The organism is Thermogemmata fonticola, assembly GCF_013694095.1.
In the GTDB taxonomy this organism is placed as follows: Bacteria; Planctomycetota; Planctomycetia; order Gemmatales; family Gemmataceae; genus Thermogemmata; species Thermogemmata fonticola.
The window spans coordinates 122377-141964 of sequence record NZ_JACEFB010000010.1 but is presented as its reverse complement, the minus strand read 5'-3'; the positions used below and the strand labels follow the sequence as shown (position 1 = coordinate 141964).

General features: G+C 59.5%; 15 protein-coding genes. 10 read left to right on the top strand and 5 right to left on the bottom strand.

Going from position 1 to position 19588, the window contains the following annotated elements; genetic code table 11:
- Window positions 1-171 precede the first annotated feature (171 nt).
- On the bottom strand, window positions 172-2394 hold the full coding sequence (locus tag H0921_RS13190) for a type II and III secretion system protein family protein (protein WP_194538891.1): 2223 nt from the start codon (window positions 2392-2394) through the stop codon (window positions 172-174).
- Window positions 2395-3694: 1300 nt separating this feature from the next.
- Here H0921_RS13190 and H0921_RS13185 point away from each other — a divergent pair.
- The 9 genes from H0921_RS13185 to H0921_RS13145 all read left to right on the top strand — a co-directional run bounded on the left by H0921_RS13185 (window position 3695) and on the right by H0921_RS13145 (window position 13045).
- Entirely contained in the window at window positions 3695-4012 is a 318-nt protein-coding gene (locus H0921_RS13185) for a Flp family type IVb pilin (RefSeq protein WP_194538889.1), read from the top strand.
- Window positions 4013-4161: 149 nt separating this feature from the next.
- Window positions 4162-4860, top strand: coding sequence for an A24 family peptidase (locus tag H0921_RS13180; protein WP_194538887.1), 699 nt, complete (start codon window positions 4162-4164; stop codon window positions 4858-4860).
- Window positions 4832-5263 (top strand): TadE/TadG family type IV pilus assembly protein, encoded by a 432-nt coding sequence (locus H0921_RS13175; RefSeq protein WP_194538885.1) that lies wholly within the window; start codon window positions 4832-4834, stop codon window positions 5261-5263. The genes H0921_RS13180 and H0921_RS13175 overlap by 29 nt, the downstream gene beginning before the upstream one ends.
- A gap of 113 nt (window positions 5264-5376) precedes the next feature.
- Window positions 5377-6558: an RcpC/CpaB family pilus assembly protein gene (locus H0921_RS13170; protein ID WP_194538884.1), complete on the top strand. Its 1182-nt coding sequence runs from the start codon at window positions 5377-5379 to the stop codon at window positions 6556-6558.
- Between the two features lie 217 nt (window positions 6559-6775).
- Entirely contained in the window at window positions 6776-7999 is a 1224-nt protein-coding gene (locus tag H0921_RS13165; RefSeq protein WP_194538882.1) for a pilus assembly protein TadG-related protein, read from the top strand.
- A 32-nt stretch (window positions 8000-8031) separates the two neighbouring features.
- Window positions 8032-9192 carry an AAA family ATPase gene (locus tag H0921_RS13160; protein WP_194538880.1) on the top strand — a complete coding sequence of 387 codons (1161 nt, stop codon included), beginning with the start codon at window positions 8032-8034 and terminating at the stop codon, window positions 9190-9192.
- A 189-nt stretch (window positions 9193-9381) separates the two neighbouring features.
- Window positions 9382-10686: a CpaF family protein gene (locus tag H0921_RS13155; RefSeq protein ID WP_194538878.1), complete on the top strand. Its 1305-nt coding sequence runs from the start codon at window positions 9382-9384 to the stop codon at window positions 10684-10686.
- A 180-nt stretch (window positions 10687-10866) separates the two neighbouring features.
- A complete protein-coding gene (locus tag H0921_RS13150) occupies window positions 10867-11805 on the top strand; it encodes a type II secretion system F family protein (RefSeq protein ID WP_194538874.1) in 939 nt (312 codons plus the stop codon).
- 253 nt (window positions 11806-12058) lie between these two features.
- Window positions 12059-13045 (top strand): type II secretion system F family protein, encoded by a 987-nt coding sequence (locus H0921_RS13145; RefSeq protein WP_194538862.1) that lies wholly within the window; start codon window positions 12059-12061, stop codon window positions 13043-13045.
- A gap of 90 nt (window positions 13046-13135) precedes the next feature.
- Here H0921_RS13145 and H0921_RS13140 read toward each other — a convergent pair whose 3' ends face one another.
- Window positions 13136-14857 carry a multiheme c-type cytochrome gene (locus tag H0921_RS13140; protein ID WP_194538861.1) on the bottom strand — a complete coding sequence of 574 codons (1722 nt, stop codon included), beginning with the start codon at window positions 14855-14857 and terminating at the stop codon, window positions 13136-13138.
- A gap of 201 nt (window positions 14858-15058) precedes the next feature.
- Window positions 15059-15718 carry an alpha/beta hydrolase family esterase gene (locus H0921_RS13135; RefSeq protein WP_194538860.1) on the bottom strand — a complete coding sequence of 220 codons (660 nt, stop codon included), beginning with the start codon at window positions 15716-15718 and terminating at the stop codon, window positions 15059-15061.
- Window positions 15719-16404: 686 nt separating this feature from the next.
- Here H0921_RS13135 and H0921_RS13130 point away from each other — a divergent pair.
- Complete coding sequence (locus H0921_RS13130) at window positions 16405-18009, top strand: sigma-70 family RNA polymerase sigma factor (protein WP_228499629.1); 1605 nt, start codon at window positions 16405-16407, stop codon at window positions 18007-18009.
- A 189-nt stretch (window positions 18010-18198) separates the two neighbouring features.
- Here the strand turns inward: H0921_RS13130 and H0921_RS13125 are convergent, their stop codons facing one another.
- Together H0921_RS13125 and H0921_RS13120 are read right to left on the bottom strand one after the other, a co-directional pair.
- Window positions 18199-18525 (bottom strand): hypothetical protein, encoded by a 327-nt coding sequence (locus H0921_RS13125; RefSeq protein WP_194538858.1) that lies wholly within the window; start codon window positions 18523-18525, stop codon window positions 18199-18201.
- A complete protein-coding gene (locus tag H0921_RS13120) occupies window positions 18522-19064 on the bottom strand; it encodes a hypothetical protein (protein WP_194538856.1) in 543 nt (180 codons plus the stop codon). The genes H0921_RS13125 and H0921_RS13120 overlap by 4 nt, the downstream gene beginning before the upstream one ends.
- Window positions 19065-19588: the final 524 nt, after the last annotated feature.

The following is a 19588-nucleotide window of genomic DNA, read 5'->3' as shown; positions in this document are numbered from 1 at the left end:
CCTGGTCCCTCTCCTTGGGTCAGGGGTAGCGGACGGTGGCCCGCTCACCTGCGCCATCCCTGACGATGGCTTCGATCACGTATTCTTAAGTTCACAATTACAATTTCGTACACATATATGATGAAGTTCACTATGAGGATTCCTACTTCCGCTGCTGTCGTCATGGGGCGCTCACCGTCGGTGGGGATCAGTCCGCACAGGCAGCGTCGCCGGTTGGGCAGTGAGCGGCGGTGGAGAACTGGGAGCTGCCCGGCTGCCGCTGTTGTTGTTCGGCGGGGTTGATGGACTTTGCGGGGTAGTAGAACCCGCGGGGGGTGCTGTGCCGTTGGCATCGCCGGAAGCGGGCGGCTGGTAGATGAGCAGGGCGGCTTCCGGTTCCTCCGTATGGCCGCTCGGTCCGAGAATGTACTGCCGCTCGCAGCGACGATAGCTGAGCATGCGGTGGATGTCTGTCATGACCGGGCTGCGATAGTCATACGCCCGACGGCTTTCCAGACGCCCCAGGAGATAGAACTCCAGGTCCCCCGGCTCGAAGACATCCGCTCCTGGCAGCTTGGGTAGCTCATGCGGTTCCAGCGGATGGACCAATTCTGGGGTGACGAGAATAACCAACTCCTGTTCCCCGGCGCTGGCTCGCTGGAAGGAAGCCAGGCGGCCTACGAAGGGCAGATCGCCGAAGAACGGCACCCGTTCAGCCTGAGCACCGCTGTTGGTTTGGATCAAACCGGCCACAGCCATGGTTTGTCCCTCGCGCAACTCCACCGTGGTCGAAAAGGTGCGGGTGTTCAGTCCCGGTACCAAGGCGCCGGCGATAGTGGTCGCAGCGGCGTTGTCTCGCGTGCTGACCGTCGCTGTTACGGTTAGGCGGATGCGATCCCGATCGGTGATCACCGGGGTGAAGAATAGTTGCACGCCGAAGGGGACGAATTGCACGCCCTGCAAGCCGCCGCCGAACTGGCCGAAGGCGCCCAGACCCGTGATCACAGGGACTGGGAATTGCCCGCCGGCCAAAAAGAACGCGGTGGCGCCGTTCCGGGCCGTCAACGTCGGTTCCGCCAGCGACTTGGCATAGTTGAGTGTGCGCAGCGCCTGGATGGCGATCGGAATCTGACCGTTGTCCAAGTTGACCGGCAGGTTGACCAGTCCGGCGGCGTTTCCCGCACCGGGCTGGGTTAGGCCGGAGATCAGATTTCCCGTGTGCTGCCCGAAGACCAGCGTGCCTTGATTATTGATGATGCTGAAGTTGACTCCGATGCTTCGGGCGGCGGCACGATTGACCTCCGCTACCATGACCCGCAGCATGACTTGCTGCTCCCCCGGTACTCGCAGGTTATTGATGACGTTGGGGCCGCCTGCGGTCAGGAACTCTTCCAGGCCCGGAGTCTGGCCGGGGCGGAGCGGATCGAAAGGGTTGCCGGTCGGGGTCAGGGCAGAGGTCGGCACGTTCGGCCGCTGTTGCTGCCCTTGTTGCTGCTGCTGTTGCCCCGGTGCATTCGCGCCGACGATCCGAATGATCTGGAACGCCTCGATGATGTCGTGCGCCTGGCCAGAGACCATGATCTTGTCACCGATCAGGGTCAACCGGACGCGGCTGCGGGGATAAGCCCGATTGATCTCCTGCTCCAAAGCCTTGTAGACCGCTTCGAGCCGCTCCTTGGCCTCCGGATCGGGAAAGACGCGGACGAGATAGCTCAGAATCACGTCCTTGTCCTTCTGCTTGGGATCGGTGAACCAGAGGTTGAGTACGGTAATGCCGGCCTTGAGGCCGATGATGGTCATTTGCTTGCCATCCGGTTCCAGGATGCGGAAATTGGCCACCGACTCATCGACGATTTGGGTTCGTTTGGGCGTCTCTTTGAGGAGGATGACGCGGGCGCGACCTTCGATGAGGTCCAGGGTATTGCGGGGATCTATTACACCCTCGATAAATTGGCGGAACTGTTCCAGGTCCTTCTCGGTGGGAACCGGTGTGGTTCCGAGGATGCCACTCCCAGCGAGGCGGGGAAGGCGTAGCTTCTCTTCGCCAAACGGCAATTGCGGGAAGGGCCGCGGTTGTGGGAGCGTTCCTGGCGGCGGGCCCATTCCTCCTCCGCCCGGTTGACCGGCGGGCGGCTGCGCCGCTCCGGGTGCCCCTCCTCCTGGAGGTTGAGCGCCTTGGGGGAGAACCACCGGGGTCAGCTTACCATCGGGACTGAGAAGCAGCGGCGGGAGTGTGGCCAGCGCCGGCCCAGGCATCTGCCCTGCCGGTAGCACACTTTCGCCGGGAGGTAAAGTGCCACTGATTACCCTCGGCATGGCGCCGGTGTTCAGAGTCGGGCCGCCACCACTTCCTGGCCCCCCGCTCGGATTCTGAGCCGAGGCACTCACCACTCCCAGGCACAGCAGACATCCCACCGCAAACCCCAGAGTCCGGCAAGAACCATTCGGCGATCGGGACTCGAATTGGCTCGGTGATCTGGACTCGGACTGACTTGGCCGCTCCCTCTGCATGGTCTGCACCTCCCCTGACGGGATTTGATGCCGCTGTCCCCGAAAGGTCCGCTCCCTCTATCCGCCCAAAAGCCTCCGCTTCGCGTACCTCGCCAAGGGAAGCGGTGAGCTAGCGCCGCCCATGTGTACCTCCCCCGCATGGGCAGAATGGATCGGACCTTGTGCCCTTAGCATCGGCAGATACATCACTCAGCATAAAACAATTCCATTTTGCTCAACCGGAATATCCGGTGTTGCCAAACCAAGTGTCCAAAACGTCAAGACAAGATAATTAGCTAAAATCGACAAATTGCACAGGACTGCCCAGATGAGCCATCCGCACTATAGAGCCTGAGGTGATCTCAGGTGATTTCCATTGCTCCGAAGGAAGGCGAGAAACTGGCGGTGGAGGCAGTGTACATATTGCCAAAAAACGATGTTCCTGAAGGGACGGATACTGACAATAGGTTGTCACAAACCGAAAAAATTAGGAGGACAGGGGCGCTGGCTGCCTGGACGTTCTGATTATACTTATAGCAAAAACACGACGCAACCTGTTGCTACAAGGGATGTTGCACCAGGGCCATTAATCAAACAACAATCAGAATCATCTCCCGAAATTCAGGCGAGACAAAAAATTCCATTTTTTGGCATTTTTCCTCTTGCGGAGATTTTGCGACCCGTTTACACTACGGGTGTCGGTTGGGCAAAATTCGGCGTCGGGAACGAAAACAACGGTCAGTCCAACGAGGGTAGTGGGAGGACTGACGAAGCATCGAACCCGATGAAGTATCCACCGACAGGGTTGGCGCGGCTAATCCTCCCAAGATGGACAAGGATAGCAGGCCAAACCCGCCATCGCCCAGGTCACCTCACGATGGGGTGACGGGCACACGACACGGACGAGCAACACGGAGCCGCTGCGAGTTCGGAGTAGCCCGGATGCACCCTCCACTCGCCTAAACCCCGAAGGATACCCAAGACTAGATCACGAACGGCCCGCTGTCAAACAAAAAAATGGAATTTTTTCCGCGGGCCGCCCGAATACTCACGGTTCCCGATGGTCGCCCGATCGGTTGAGCCGTGCCCAAAACACTCCCGGTTCTGCTGCATGGGAACGGGAGGAAGATCGGGGCGGGCGGGGTCTTCGCCCATCGGTCCAGACCGGCGTGTGGCCGGTCAGGGCGGAATGATCCCAACCCCCCACTGCATGGGAGGTTCATGCATGTTCGCCAAACTGTGGAAGGACGAGGCTGGTGTCATCTCCGTCGAGTACCTGTTCCTCGTCACGATCGTCGGTCTGGGCTTGGTGGTCGGCTTCGCCAATCTGGAAGGGGCGATCAACGTCGAGTACACCGAGCTGTCCAATGCCATCCTCGCCTTGAGCCAGGATTATCATGTTGTCACGCAGAGCGGCTGCAAGGCCAGCAAGCAGGGTTCGGATGCGGATGACACTGCTGGTCGTGCTGCATTCGGACAAACCAGTGTGGAAACCACTCCTCCGGGTAACAATGACATCAACCAGGCCTTCTGCGGCGTGTGATCGTAGCTTGAGCTGACACCGAACGGAATCGGGCTTCGGGAGCCGCCCCTCCCGAGGCCCATTCTGCTTAGAGGGACCAGCAGTTGCGACTGCGGCATGAATTTCGATCCTAACGGATATGCCGAGAAAAGAAGTCTAGGAGGCGCCCCGTGGAGAGAACCTTTTTCCCGAACGTATGGTTTGCCTGGGTCTTTCTCGGGGTGCTGTTTGGACTGACCGGCATCGCTGCGTGGACAGACACCAAGCGGGCCAAGATTCCGAATGTGCTGACCGTGGCGATGCTGGTGCTGGGGCTGATCGCCAATGCCGTGCGCGGGGGATGGCAGGGTGCTATGGGCCGGCCGTTGTGGGTGTGGGAAACGGGGACGGTCTGGCTCGGTATCCTGGATGGTCTGACGCTGGCGTTGGTGGGGGCAACCGTGGCCTTCGTGCTGATGTTCATCCTTTGGGTGATGGGCACCTGCGGCGGAGGTGACGTGAAACTCATGACGGCGATTGGTGCCTGGCTGGGACTGAGCGGCTTTCTGTTCGTCTGGCTGGCGACGGCGATCGTGCTTTTGGTTTGGGTCTTCTTCCGCGTCGTGGGAAGCGGTTTATCCCCCCGGCGGATCAAGGCCACAATGGCGAAACTCGATGCCGATCGCCGGGCCATGAATGAAGGGAAAGCCCTTCCGGCGTCCCGGCCGATGCGGATGACCTACTCGCTGCCGCTTTTGATCAGTCTCGTGGCCGTTTTGCTGTACGTCTATCGTTGGGAATTGCAGATAGTGAATCCCCGCGGGGTCTCACCCGCCACTCCTCAAACCGGATGGGTCGCCCATGACGAGATCGAGCGCAAGGTGGGATGAGTTTGGAGCGCGGCGTCAGGTTCGGCGGGGTTCCACAGCCGTGGAAACTTTGCTGGTCCTGCCGCTGCTGTTGGCTGTGGCCGCGGGCCTGGTGGGTCTGGCCGATCTCCTGGTGGCCGAGCAGCTAGTCGGGGAAGCCAGCGTGCGAGCGGCGCGAGTCGCGGCCTTAGGCGGGGATGAAACTGAGGTGCGGCAAGTGGTCGCTGCTGTGCTGGGTCCTACCCGTGCCGCCCGCGCTCAGGTGATCATCGGCCGCCCCGATGGGCAACCCAGCCCCATCGCACCGGGAGAGCCGCTGGAAGTGCGGGTCGAAATCAGCGTGCGCGATGCCACGATGACCTGGCTGGTGCCGGCCCCCCCCAGTGAGCTACTCATCGGCCGGTCCATCATGCTGAAAGAGTGAGACCAGGAAAACCTCGGATAAGACGAACCTTGCCAGGAGATCAAGGAGGCAGGAGCCGGAGCCGTACAGGGAAGATTCCTCAACCCCGTTGAACACCCCATGAGGGAGCGCCCATGAGAGCAAGCACCGTATTCGCCTTGGCCTTAGCGTTACTGATCGGCTTAGGGGCCGTCGCGGTCGCCAAGTATGCCGGTCTATTTGACCGCAAGGTGGCTCAGGAACCGCCGCCACCCCCGCCGCTCAAGGTGCTGGTGGCCAAGCAGAACATGTTCGAGGGAACGACCGTCATGGCCGATCAGGTCATGGTCCGGGAACTGGATCCGAGCGAGGCGGAGGTACTCAAAGCTCGATTGGGGGAAAACTGGCGGTCGAAGCTACTGCCGCCGATGCCTGCTGCTGCCGCCTTGCGTGTGCTCAAGCGGAACGTTCTGGCTGATCAGGTCTTGCTGCAAGATTACTTTGAGGAACTCGCCCTGCCGGAGGAGATCAGCCGGCGCTTGGAACCCGGCACCCGGGCCGTCAACGTGCAGGTTCCTAAGAGCCGAGCGGTAGGCGGGCAGTTGCGCGTCGGTGAATATGTGGACGTGTTCCTGACCACCGAGGTCACCATCGGGGATCAGCAGGAGTTGCGGACGGCCTGCATCGCTCGCAGTTGCAAGATCGTCATGAAGCGGAACACTCCCTGGACAGTGCTGATGATGGACCCGGACGACAAGCCGCTGAACTTCACGCTGCAGACAAACCCCTATCGCGCAGCTTTGATCGAATACGCCAGCACACGGGGCCAGTTGAGCTTGCTGCCCGCTTCTCCTCCGCCGAAGCTGCCGCCCGGAGTCTTCTCCGATCCTTCCAGTCCGGAATATGCCCAGGAGGACCAGCGGGTCGAGAAGATCGTCAAGGGAACAATGGCGGTCAGCGACGCTGATCTGATGCGGATATTCAACATCCAGCCGCCGCCCCCTCGCGGGCTGCCCCCAGGAGCGACGGTGATCCACCATCTGACGGGTGTCAAGGACGCGGGTTACACCATCATTCCTCACGGTGGGGCTTACCACCCCGCGACTCTGCCCGGTGCCGTGCCGCCCAATCCGAACGGCAACTACAATCGCGATGCCGTTCCTCCGCCCTACACTCCGGTCTATCCAGCGGGCGGCAGCCGCGATAGCATGGGCCGGGTTAGCAGCCTCCCCGCCGCGGCGGCCTCTGCACCGATCTCCTTCCGTTTGCCCAGTGCCACTGGCGAAAAGTGCAAGACGTGCGAGGAGGCTCGGCGCGCTGCCCAAGCTCGGCAATGATCTAGAGGAGCAAAGGGTCGTCAGCCTCCGGTTTCCTCTGTTCCCCCCCGGTGGTAATCCCTGGGGAGCAGAGAACACCGGCAGACGCGGGGAAAGCCCGTGTCGTGATCCTCCGAGTTACCGCCAGGAAAGCTAGCGTGTCCCCATGCCAGGAGGTGCGTGAAGCTCGTGTGCATAGCAGCTCGCCCGGCCTGAATCTTTCCGAAGGGAGACTCGCATGTTCGCCCAGCCTCGGTGTCGGTGTTGGCGTGGCCGTGCCGGTGCCTCCGGCGTTAGCGTGCTCATCGCCCTGCCTGTTCTCCTCCTGTTAATCGGCTTTGTGGTGTATGTCGGCCTGCTACGCGATGTGCGCTACGAGGCGCAAGGGGGAGCCGATGCGGCGGCTTTAGCCGGTGCCCGCTTGCTGGCGGACGACAGTCTCCTGCTGCGGAGTCATTATCAAACCCCGATGCAAAACCGGGTCCGCCAAGCCCGCCAGATGGCTCAGACTATCGGCCAGCTCAACTTGGCCGGCGATGAACGCCTGACGTTGGACCTCAACGAGAGTAACGACCCGGATGGCGACATTGTCATCGGCCATTTGGACCGCCCCCTGGGAGGAACATTAACCCCCTTGCCAGCGGATGCGAACAGTTGGGACAATGCGTCGATCAATGCGGTGCGTGTCGCGGTACGGCGCTCGGCGCTGCCGGGATTGTGGGGCGGCCGGCCTCCCCAGCAGGCGATTATGGCACGGGCCACCGCCTTCCTGGATTGGCGCGTTGTCGGTTATCGCCCTAGCCATGATCGTCCCATCCCTCTGATCCCGATCGCCTTATATTCGGACCCCAGCAGGACCGACATGCGGAGCTGGGAAGCCCAATGGCACGAGGGTTTGGTCGATTCCTGGAGTTACGACGGTGTCAATCGGCGCTGGCAAGTCGGTGCGGATGGCTTGCCGGAAATCCTTCAGCCGTTGGGGGGGAGTACTCCGGCAGCCGGCTCGGCGCTGTTTCTTCAGATCGGGGTGGAAGATTTCGCCGGGACCATTCAGCAGATCCAGGAGGGAATCCGCCGACCGGAACTGGAACGGCAATTTGGAGCTGGCGGTTTTGTGCTCCGAGGGGATAATAAGGTGAATGTACCGGGTGCGGCGGGCTTGCCGCCCGTTGGCAGTCCGGCGCGTGGGATGCTGCTGGAAGCTTTACAGAATGTGGCCAGTACGGGAGCAGCGCGGCTCTGGCCACTCTATAGTGAATATGATACGCTCCAGGGACAGGTTCGCGTCAGCGGTTGGACGGCAGCCCGGATTGTGGAAATCCAGACGCAAGGGTCGAATCTGGTGCTAATCCTGCAACCTTGCGTTCTGCCTCACGCCGCTGTGGTGACTGAGCCGCGGGAACCGCCCCCTGCGTTTTGGGAAAATAATCGCATGGTCTGTCGCGTCCGACTTGCCGAGTAAACCGCATGCCACTCTGGTGAGGGGACGCCGCCATGCTTGAATCCCGCTTCGAGGAATCCTCTGGCGTTATGCGCGTACTGCTAGCAGCAGAGCGACAGCACGAACGGGAACACGGTCGCCGGGCCGCTTTGCACTTAGGATTGGACTGCGCCGCTAGCGATTGCGTGCCGCTCAGTGACCTGCGGGTCCGTTTGGTACGCCAACCCCCCGGCGATCTGGTCTTGGTTTTCCTGGATGGAGACACGGCAACCGCCTTGCGAGCGGTGCGCCAAGCGGCTGAGCAAACGCAACAGCCGGTGTATGCTATCACGCGGTATCAGCAGGATGCGGAAGTGGTGGAAGCCGCCCGTGCAGCCGGAGCTGCGGATGTTTGGCCTTACGATGCCGTCCGCGATCGGTTGCTGGAGGCCATCGAGGAGCTGCGCCGGAGTGGGCGGGTTCCCGAAATCCGCGGGCGCATCGTCAGTGTAACCGCGGCTGTAGGCGGAGCCGGTTGCACAACCGTGGCGACGGGCCTGGCCTTTACTCTGGCAGAACGGGAGCAGAATGTGGTCTTGGCCGAGTTGGGTACTCGCGTCCCCCAATTGGCCCTGAACTTGGACCTCCAGCCCAAGCACTCCCTGGCCGAGTTGATCCAGGCCGGCGAGCGCATGGACGGCAGTATGGTCCGCAGCACGGCCGTACAACATCCGGACAAGGTTGATGTGCTCGCGTATTTTCCGGAAACCCTGGCGGCGGAAGAGTTGACACCCGACAACGTCCGCGACTTCCAGGTCATCCTGCGCAATCTTTACCGCTGGATTGTCTTGGATGCCGGACCACAACATGGCCTGGAGGCAGAGGCAATCCTGCGTGCTGCCGATTTGGTCGTGGTGCTAACGCGGCTGGACCCGCCGGGTCTGCGCCTCACTCGGAAATATGTCCGTACTCTGGTCGATAACGGGGTTTCCGCCCAGGACATCGTCATCGTGGCGAACCGTTACGGTCAATCCGGACAAGTTCCCTGGCAGAAGGCGGAAGAGGCTTTGCAGCGGAAGATCGAAGCCTGGTTGCCGGACGACCCGCGGGCGGTGAACAATGCTCTGATCCTCGGACGGTCCGTAACCCAGACGGCCCGCTGGTCGCGTTTGAGCCGGGAATTACGCCGCCTGGCCTCTGCTTTGCTGGCGCGCCTGACATCGGCAAACAGTTAGCCCAATCCGCAAGGGCAAGCCGAGATCGGTTCCGCCAAACGTGCGCTTTGTGGACTCGCATCCACCTCCAAAAGGGTGGAACATCAGGACTGGGTCTGCCAAGGAGGCACAGGCCCTCCAGGCCGGAGCGGCAAAAACGAGTATGTTTCACAGACCGCCTGCCGGGCGGTCATGATCAGGATCGACATCATGGGTCAAACACGTCCTACCAGCGATACGTTCCATACCCGCTACCACCGTTTGAAGACGGAAATCCATAAGCGGATCGTGGAAACGATCGACCTGTCGAAGCTCAATCGGTGGGAACCCCAGCGCCTCCGGCGGGAGGTGCGGCATTTGGCCACCCAGCTTTGTGCCAACGCCCCGGAACTGCTCAACGAGCTGGAACGGGAGCAACTGGTCGAGGAGGTCATGTCCGAGGTGTTCGGCTTGGGACCCCTCGACCCGCTCATGAGCGATCCTGCAATCACGGATATTCTGGTGAACGGCCCCCATACAGTGTATGTGGAGCGTCACGGCCGCTTGGAGCTGACGGATGTCCGTTTTTACGACAACGCTCATCTGCTTCAGATCATTCAGCGGGTAGCGGCCCGCGTAGGCCGGCGCGCAGATGAAATGTCTCCCATGCTGGATGCCCGCTTGGAAGACGGTTCCCGCGTAAACGCTATCTTGCCGCCGTTGGCACTAAACGGACCAGTGCTTTCGATCCGCCGTTTCGGTGTCCGCCTCAGTGGAGAGGACCTGATTGACAACCGCACCATGCCGGAGGAGTTCCTCCGGCTGCTTCAGGCCGCCGTAGAAGCCCGCGTGAGCATCCTGATCTCCGGCGGGACGGGCAGCGGGAAAACCACGTTGCTCAATGCCTTGTCCCAATTCATTCCTCCGGAAGAACGTTTGATCACAATCGAAGATGCGGCGGAGTTGAAGTTGCGCCAACCGCACGTGGTCAGCCTGGAAACCAAAACTGCCAACGTGGAAGGAACGGGGGAAATCCGCCAGCGCGAACTCGTCCGCAACGCCTTGCGCATGCGTCCGGATCGGATCATCGTGGGCGAAGTCCGCGGCGGCGAAGCCCTGGACATGCTCCAAGCCATGAATACCGGCCATGAAGGTTCCCTCACCACCATCCACGCCAACGATACCGACGACGCACTAACCCGTTTAGAAATGATGGTGATGCTCGCGGGTTTTGAGTTGCCTGTGCCGGTGATCCGTCATTACATCGCTACCGCCATTACCCTTGTGGTACAACTGGCGCGACTCAAAGGGGGAATGCGGAAAGTGGTGCGGATTTCCGAACTTTTGGGGACAGACCCGCCGCCGTATCATGTAAAGGACATTTACGGCTATCGCCAACTTGGGGTCCGCGATGGCCGGGCCTTCGGAGAGTTTTACGCCACGGGCTATCGGCCCCGCGTCCTGGAAAAGTTCCAGGCCATGGGGATCGAATTACCCGATGACATGTTCCGCGAGCGGGTTTGGAAGGACGAGTAGTCATCCCTGTCAGGTTACGACGGGCCATTCCCTTCAAGGATGAAGTGTACCTTCGCGGTAACTCATTATCCCGCCTACGGCTGGCTAGGTTGAGCCACGTAAGGCAGGGCGAGGACGCAGGCGTATGCAGGAAGCGGGACTTTGCGTTTTGCGGCACCACTTGCTGGGGAGGACCGACACGTGGAATCGCTGGGACCGCTGGGACTGTTCGGCATCGGCATTACCGTGCTCTGCCTCCTGGCTGCCATATTGGTGGTTTCTCGTTCGTTGGCCGAACGGCGTCGCCTCGCGGAACGCCGCCTGACTAGCCCTCCCGATAGCGGCGTGGGTTTGACCAAAATCGCTCCTGAGCCAGAACCGGACCTGCGAACCCGCTTCGACACCTGGTTCGAGACCGCTGTGCGGCACTCCGGTCTGGATGCCTCTCCCCTGGGAGTGTTAGCTGTCATGATCTTTCTGGCCACACTCTTTGGAGGCGGCGTGTGGCTCTGGAAAGAAAACCTGGGGTTGACCGTGCTGGGGATCCTCTTGGGGTTGGGAATTCCTTTGGGAGTGGTAGCCATAGCCAGCCGGCGGTACCGCCGTCAGTTGCAGGATCAATTGCCGGATGCCTTCCGCATGATCGCCGGTTCCGTGCGTGCAGGCTTGCCGATTGAAGAAGCCATCCGCTTTTACGCGGAACAGGGCACCCCCCCGCTCGCGGATGAGTTGAAGCACACCGTCGGTCTGATGAAACTGGGTCTGAGTCCCACTGCCGCCCTGCAATCCACGGCTCGCCGGATTCGTCTCATGGATTTTGATCTGCTCGTTTCTACCGTCGGCCTCTACACCCAAACTGGCGGCAATCTGGTGCTGCTCCTGGAACGGCTAGCCGATAGCGTTCGCGATCGCAATCAGTACCGTGGTCAATTCCTTGCCGCCACAGCCCAAGGACGGATCGTGGCCATTGCCATCGGACTAGCTGCACCACTGCTCCTACTCGCTTACGTCCTGGCCGAACCGGAATATGTCCAGAGTTTCATGCAAAGCCCCGGCGGCTGGAGTATCATACTCATGTGCGCGATTATGCAAGCCATAGGAATCGTCTGGCTCCTCCAGATTCTCAAAGTCGATTATTGACAGCCTCAGAAAACAACTGAAAGGAATAAAATATATTTATTTTAGAAAATGTGTAAAAAAGCTAACATTGTGATATAGCAACCTCAGAGCTTCCTTGTTTGCACTAGACGGGTGAGGAAACTTTGATTCGACGAGACAGGAACAGTTCGTGTAACAGAAATAGGGTGTAAATACAAAAGATTGCCGCTACTACTACTGAGCCTGGGGAACCAAATTATTCCATATACCTGCTTGTAGTAATTGAGGTGATGCCATGACGATAGAGTGGATATGGTATCTAGTAGTCGGCGGTAGTGTGACACTGGCCTTCTTTTTGCTCTTTTTGCTTCTCTTTCGCCGCTCGACGGTGACGGCCGTCCGCATGCCGTTGGAGACCAGTAGTGGTGATTCCCAAGCGGAATTGATCCTCGGCGATATGACCGAGGTCTTGGCTAGCGGTGTGCCTGGCGAAGCCCGCGACCGGGAAGAGATTCTTCCGGAGCTAATCCGAGCGGGATACTACAGCCCCCGTGCTCTCGCTGAGTATCGAGCTATCCGAACGGTGCTTGTCTTTGCGCCGTTGTTCGCCGCGGTGGGAGCAGCCCTGCTGGTAGAACCACCCTACATCCCTTACGTCGCCTTGGGTGGGGTGGTCCTGGCGGCACTCGGCTTCTCCCTGCCGCGCCTGTATGTGTTCCTCAAGGCTCGTGCCCGCAGCCGAGAGATTGAGCGGGGACTGCCGGTCTTTGCGGATATGCTCTCCATCGCCTTGCTGGCGGGTCAAGGACTGCTCGGCGCCTTACGACGCGTCACCGACCAACTCCGTCTCCCCTTCCCGAACATGGCCCAGGAACTGGACATTGTTGTGCGGCAGGCGGAATTGCTCAACCTCAACGTCGCCTTTGAACAATGGGCGAATCGTTCCCAGATGGAAGAGGTGCGCAACCTATCTCTGATGCTCAACCAATGCCAGAAACTGGGGAACGATGTGACCGATGCTTTGATGGAGTATGCCACCCACCTGCGGCAGACTTCCCGGCAGCGGGCCGATGCTCGCGCTCAGCGGGCCAGCTTCTGGATGCTCTTCCCGACCATTCTGTTCCTGTGGATCCCCGCCGCCATCCTCATCGTCGCTCCGATTGGTTTCGAGTTTCAGGCGCGACGGCAGAAAGCCCGCGAAGTGATGCCTAAACTCAATACGGATGATCCGAACATCCAACGCCACTTCCAGAATGGTGAGTTGAAGAATCTGGTGAAATAGAAGGGGCATAGTGGGGGGAAACTTTCGGCGTAGGAAAGCATGAATTCACCCCGGCGAAAGCGAAATGCGGAATGCTCTCCGCCCCTGGCTTCACTTCTTACTCGGATGGATGATCTTGGGCCAATAAGTTAGCAAGTCGAAGTGCGGGTCGTTATCAGCATCGTGGCAATTCATACACATATTGGAGACGGCGGCTAAAGCACGCTGGTGGGCGGTGGAGAGTGGGACCTTGCTCCTTTCTTGGGGAGTCAAGGAGGCGAGCCGTTGTATCACGGCGAGATCAGGGAGCCGGTCGGCAGGATCGGTTCGCCAAGGTGATTGCAAACTCAGGTAAAGAGAATTCTTTGGATCCGCAACGTGGGCGCTCCCCGGCCCGTGACAGCTTTCGCACCCCACGTGCTTGAGATGAGGTGTGGATTGCTCATTGCGAAAACCTGTCCTGTAACCTAGACCGACTGTGTGGCAGACGGCACATTCCCCATCATATTGGCGTCCGGCAGGCCGGCGGGCGTGGTGCTCCAGCGTCTCGTAAGCATGGCTGTGGCGGGATTGTTTCCAGACTTCATATTCCGCAGCATGACAGGAGCGGCAGGCCTCGGAACCGGTGAAAGCTGGCTTTTGCTTAGGGTCTTTGGCTGTCACAGGATGCACATGTTCCGGGAACTGAGCCAAGTAGTTGCGCCGCCGCACCTGCTCCGAGTAAGTGTCCAACAGGCGGAGGATGGGATTGGCTTGCCGGGCCGCTTCCTCGGAACCCGGTGTGTTCCAGCGCTCCGTGAGCGGAACGCGTTGGTAACGAAAATCCCACCCGCCTGTTTTCCGAGCGAAAGCTGCCAGGACGCCGACATATTGTCCTTTCCAACCGGTATGGATGATGAAAGTCCTGCTGCCATCGGGGTGAGTGATTTCTCGCGGTTTTTCCGGCGGAAGCACGTCGGTGGAGCGGCACAGAATGATTGGGAATTGCGGCCACTGCCGGGCGACAGCCTGGGCTTCTTCTTCTGTCCCTTGGTACAACAGGACATTGAAGGCTGGCGGTGTCTGCTGCTTTTTCAGCTCCACAACGGCTTCGGCCAAAGCCTCCTTTTCCGGAGCGAAGCCAATCAAGGTCCGAGCATTCGAGGAGGTGATCTCTTTTTGCACCGAAGGTCCGACGACTCCAGCAATCCCGATTGTCAGTGAACCGACGCGGGGCAATTCCAGCAAGCCCACCATCGGGCGAGAGCCAGGACCCGGAAACGCCTCCGTGCGCGGAGTGAGTTGTGCTCCTAGCTTACCCAGAACATTGCCGGCTAACAGAAAAGGCGGGCGTTCCTGGATGGCTGCGTACTGGTCGAGCAGAGCATACAAACCTTGCGTGAACTCAGCCTTTCCCGCTCCGATGGCGACATATCCCATCTCTCGGAGGGCTTGCATGGCAATGGCGTACTTCCACAACTGTTGTTCGCGGACGACTCCCGCCACAGGGGGCAGGTCTCCCACATCCACCCCAATGACCGGCCAGCCTTTATTTCGCAAATAGGCCACAAATTGTGCCCGCCGTTCCAACCCCCCTAGCTGCGGGCGACTGCAACCACAGGGTTGCAAGTACCCATACATCTGACCGCTCAAGACCAGAACGGCAGCAGGTGGGGTTTCCGGCCAGCCCGTGAACAGAGGAGGGTCTCCTGCATCCGGAGCGCCCTTGTGCGAAGACTGAGGAGGGGCTGCTTCAGCCGGGGTGTAATTTCCAAAAGGGAGGTTGATGCCCCCTCCTATCAGCAGGGCAATACCACAAATCCCCCCGCACCATCGCTGGCCAGTCCGATCCATAGCAGAGGCACCTTTCACTTGGCAGGAACGAGTCATTCGGGTTCCTTGTTTCCCTCAAACTTCTGCCGCATTATAGCTCAGACTGGCCCTTTTCGCTCCCCAACTTGGAAATTGGACCGGGGTTTCACAAAGGACTGTCTGAAGTGGTCCAGTTTTGAATGGACGTAAATGGCTGCCTCTGGGATACGATCGGTGCACACTTCATGCACCCGTAGCAACTTCAGGGATCGAGTGTTGGCGGAAAAAGTGCCAGATCATGTCTGTGGCGTTGAGATGGGTATGATGAGGACCGGCGATCCGGGCTGACCAGCCGCCGCGACCCCCTGGCCAGTGGTGGCCCAGCCCTTTGACAATGAGCACCTCAAACGTCACCGTTCCAGGGTAGATTTCCCGACGGTAGAGGGGTGTGTCCTCAATCAGTCGGGGGATGGGTGAACATCCAAGCCAGGTAGCCCAGCGTTCCAGGGATTCGGCGACAGGGGGCCGACGGACAAGTCGGCCTTCCCACGGACTGGGAACTTGACCGCCATGCAGGGGCACAAGGGGGTCGGCATCCCCTATCAGGTAGAGAGTGGGCACGGGATGGGTCGAGGGTGGTAGTGTGCCGCGGCAATACCCTGCTACAGGGGCGATGGCTGCCAGGCGGTGGCTCCGGCGAGCTGCGTACTGGAAAGTCATGGCAGCACCGTTGGAAAAACCGGTCACATAAACGCGACGGCGGTCGACCAATCCCTGCTGTAACATTTGGTCCATAACGGTGTCCAGAAATGCGACATCGTTGATTTCCTGGCTACCTTCCTGGCTATCTTCCTGTTCTGCTTTGGAGGTTGGTAGAGAGGGTGAAACTGTCGAGTGTAGCACCTTTCCTCTTCCAGTAGGGGGAGAAAGAGAAGGGAACCGTGGATCGGCTTCATCTCTCCAGCGCTGAGGATTATCCCGGAAATGGGGAGGCAGCAGGGGGTTTTGGGGCAAAGCCTCAGGTAGAGCCAAAGCGAACCGATGGTTTTGGGCGGCCTGAGACCAGCCCGTCTCCGTATCGGCCCAGGGAGCGGAGGCTCCTGTTCCGTGAAGGAACATCACGAGCGGCACATCCCTTGCATTCGATGGAACCCACCGCCAATAGCAGCGCTCAACGCCGTCAATAACCAACGGGATCCGATCAAGCATGTTATAACCGTTGCGGGGATTTTACACGGGCAGAAATCGGCAAGAAATTGGAGGAAACAGACACCTTGGGACCTCGGAGCGGGTATAATGGAGCGTCAGCCGTGCGGTCGCGGGGGGATGACCGTTCGGTCGTCTGTCCGCTTCCGGTGGTGTTTGCGTATGGTTCAGTAGTGAACGTTCTACAGCTTGAAGGAGTGAACGGCCTCCGGATACCCTCGACATTTTTCTTCGGGTTGTTCCTGAGCTGAGTGATGGATCGCCCGGTATCTTGAAGCCGGCATCTTAGGAGCACAGGTGTCGAGATGAGGCTATCCTCCCAGCAAGCTAAGGACGGATTCGCCTACTGAACCTTCCGGATTTCGCCCAAGCCGGAGACGCAAATGATGAGTCGCCCAAGCTCCAATGATACCGTCTCACAGGCCGAGTGTGCGGCCACCCCAACTCCAAGTGGGAATGGCGGCAAAAATACGGAGCTTACCAAAGCACCACTGCCCCTTCCTCAAGAGTGTGAACTGGATTGGAACGACACCGTGGAACCAGACATCGACGAACTCCGGGACGAGGAACTGGAAGATACCATCCTCGACGAGGATAATGCCCAAGAAGTCGAGGAAGAAAGCGGTGCCGATGATACGCTCGGCGTCTATCTGCGGCAGATGGGGTCTATCCCCCTCTTGACCCGCGAGGAAGAGTTAGAACTGGCTCAGCGTCTGGAGTATTACCGCAATCGATTCCGCAACGCAGCTTTACTTTGCCCTCTGATGTTACTCCGCGTGCGCGAAATGTTCGAGCGCATCGCGGCGGGGAGCCTGCCGATCGACCCTCACATCGATGTTTACTCGTCGGAAGAATTGCGACTATCCCGCAGTCAGATTCTGAGCCGTCTGAAACCCAATCTTTCCACCTTGTGTCATCTTTTGGACCAGGAACATGCGGTTTTCGCCGCCGGAATTCGCGACGAGTTCCGGGGAGACCAGGAACAATGGCGGCGTGATCGCTGGTACCGCTTACGCAAGTGCCGGCGCTTGGCCCAGGAGCTGTCTCCGCGGACCGAAATCCTAGAACGGTGGATGGATGAACTGGCCGACGTAGCCGATGAAGTCAGCCACCTTCTGTTAGCCCGCGCTATTGCCACGTCTCCTACTGAACGTGCCCAACACGAAAAAACGTTGCGGGAGGTGATGCTGCGTGCTCTGATGACCCCCGCCGAATTGTTCGCCAGTCTGAAAATCCTCCGCAAACGGCGCCACCAGTACCAAGCGGTGCGCCAAAAGTTGGCTGAAGCTAATCTGCGCCTAGTCGTATCGATCGCCAAAAAGTACCGCAATCGTGGGCTGCTCTTCTCCGACCTGATTCAAGAGGGAAATCGAGGACTGATGCGGGCAGTCGATAAGTATGAATGGCGGTTGAAATTCAAGTTTGGAACCTACGCGACCTGGTGGATTCGCCAAGGGATCACTCGTGCTCTGCACGACCATGCCCGCACCGTGCGAGTCCCATGCCATCAAATCTCGGTACTCGCTCGCCTGGAGCGTAAGCGGAGTGAATTGTCCGCAGCCACCGGACGGGATCCAAGTAATGAAGAACTCGCCGCCGCGACTGGTTTGAAAATGGATGAGATGCGCTCCCTGCGGATTGTGGGTCGCCAACCGGTCAGCCTGAACGATTCCCTTGGGGGGGACGGAGATCATGCCTTGGAAGATTTTCTCCGGGATGATCATGATCCTTTTCCGGGAGAAAATGCTGACCGCCGTCTGTTACAGGAGCGGGTCCGGGAAGTGTTGCGGAGCTTGCCTCCCCGGGAACGCGAGGTCATCGAGTTACGCTACGGCTTGAAGGATGGCAAGTGCCGGACCCTGGATGTGGTCGCTCGGCAGTTCGGTATCACGCGCGAACGCATCCGTCAAATCGAAGCGCGTGCCTTGCTCAAGTTGCGTCGGCCTCCTCGTGTCCTGCGCCTTGCGGAATTTGTCGAAAAAGGTTGACTCCAGCCTCCGAATTGACTCAGACTCTAACCGTCCCTTTCTATTCCTTTCCCGAAACTATTCCCGACGGCGTGAGCATTGCGGTAGGACTTCGTGACCCCGGAAACTTTGGGCCTTTTCCCTCCGCCGGCACGGGCAGTTTATGGAAGAGGCTGATTGTCGATAGTCAGAGAGGAGCCAGTTCTTAGGTCAACGGAGGGGACCACGGATGCGGGATATTTCCGCTGTGCGTGGAGGGTCCGGCAGGTGGCGGCGATCGGCTTCCAGTTCGCTTTTCAGCTTGGCGACGGCGGCGTAAGGATTATCTGGCAAGACATCGTCGGCAGCCACTAGATTCATCGGTGGGGTGGGGCGTGGAGCCGGCACAGTGACAGGGGATGGCGGTGACGAGGCCTGGGATGACGGGATAGACCAGCGGGCGGCGAATGGACCCACAGGGCGGACGTGAGTACATCCCGCGCCTAACCAGATGATCGCTAGCATCAATAGTAAATGCCATCGCCAAACTGACATCATGGTTTCACCTCCCGGACACGGACCTCGGCAGTGGCCGGCATGGAGGGAGATGGTGGGGACAGACGCCGAGCTGCTGCGCGTATTTGTTCCTCTTGGTCCAGTCGTGGGGTGTTATTGTGAGCCAACTTGTCTTGGGAACGGGGAAGTTGAATGCCCAGGCGTCCGACACGGAGACGGTATAAGGCTTCTGCCTCGCGCTCCAGCTCGTCGGCCTGGCGGTAGAGGGTCTCATCACCGCGTTCCACCGCGACCCTGCGGAGTTCGGTACACACAGCCACCCGCCGCAAGTAGGCTTCCTGCTCAGCCCGCAAAGCCTCGGCCTGGACTTCGGGAGGCAGCGGAGAAATGACGATCGGTCCCCGCGCTCCTGCCGTTCTGCGGTCCGTGGGACTCCACGTGTTGCTGGGGCGACTACTCCAAAGTTTGTCCCAGAGCGACATGCGAGGCGGCCGTGGAGATTCGGCCCACGCCGTGGGCACCCAACTGCACAGGACTAAACCCACGAGCCATGCTTTCCCGGTGCGCCGATGTAGAACCATTTCCCCCTCCCTCTGAGATCCCATTGCCGAGAGGACGAACGCCCTGTCCGCTCCCCCCAGCTTTTGGCGTCACAGTCGGCTCTTGGATTTGCAACCCCCTTACGTTCTCCACTCCCGCGGACAACGGAGGACGGGATGCTCAGAGCCTCATAGGTGGAGCTTCCCTGTACGTTCTGCCACCTGTTTTGTTATCGTCTCGCCTGTTTGACCCCCGGTCGTTTCTTTCCCCAAGGCGATCTGCTATATGCCAGGCTCCGATTGTCAGGTAAAGAGCGCTTTGCACCGGTTGCTCCCCTCAGACGCACCAGATTGGCATCAGAACGAATGGGGAAGAAAAGCTGTGGTAAAGCTAGACGATGATCACGGTGGGCCTCTATCTCGGTTTTTGAACCAATGGGATGATCCAGATCCCGAAGAAGAATGACCAAAATATCCCGACCGAATGTCAAAATAGAGAAGAAGATTCCGGAAGGGCGGCGAGAAGGAGCGATGTCTTGTCCGTTGAAAGAAGGATTCCTAGATTG

What these genes read in the sequence shown, in the direction of transcription:
- H0921_RS13145 (WP_194538862.1), top strand. Translation starts at nt 12,059, where the DNA reads ATGACGATAGAGTGGATATGGTATCTAGTAGTCGGCGGTAGTGTGACA.
- H0921_RS13175 (WP_194538885.1), top strand. Translation starts at nt 4,832, where the DNA reads ATGACGAGATCGAGCGCAAGGTGGGATGAGTTTGGAGCGCGGCGTCAG.
- H0921_RS13185 (WP_194538889.1), top strand. Translation starts at nt 3,695, where the DNA reads ATGTTCGCCAAACTGTGGAAGGACGAGGCTGGTGTCATCTCCGTCGAG.
- H0921_RS13120 (WP_194538856.1), bottom strand. Translation starts at nt 19,064, where the DNA reads ATGGTTCTACATCGGCGCACCGGGAAAGCATGGCTCGTGGGTTTAGTC.
- H0921_RS13140 (WP_194538861.1), bottom strand. Translation starts at nt 14,857, where the DNA reads ATGGATCGGACTGGCCAGCGATGGTGCGGGGGGATTTGTGGTATTGCC.
- H0921_RS13170 (WP_194538884.1), top strand. Translation starts at nt 5,377, where the DNA reads ATGAGAGCAAGCACCGTATTCGCCTTGGCCTTAGCGTTACTGATCGGC.
- H0921_RS13165 (WP_194538882.1), top strand. Translation starts at nt 6,776, where the DNA reads ATGTTCGCCCAGCCTCGGTGTCGGTGTTGGCGTGGCCGTGCCGGTGCC.
- H0921_RS13130 (WP_228499629.1), top strand. Translation starts at nt 16,405, where the DNA reads ATGATGAGTCGCCCAAGCTCCAATGATACCGTCTCACAGGCCGAGTGT.
- H0921_RS13160 (WP_194538880.1), top strand. Translation starts at nt 8,032, where the DNA reads ATGCTTGAATCCCGCTTCGAGGAATCCTCTGGCGTTATGCGCGTACTG.
- H0921_RS13155 (WP_194538878.1), top strand. Translation starts at nt 9,382, where the DNA reads ATGGGTCAAACACGTCCTACCAGCGATACGTTCCATACCCGCTACCAC.
- H0921_RS13125 (WP_194538858.1), bottom strand. Translation starts at nt 18,525, where the DNA reads ATGATGTCAGTTTGGCGATGGCATTTACTATTGATGCTAGCGATCATC.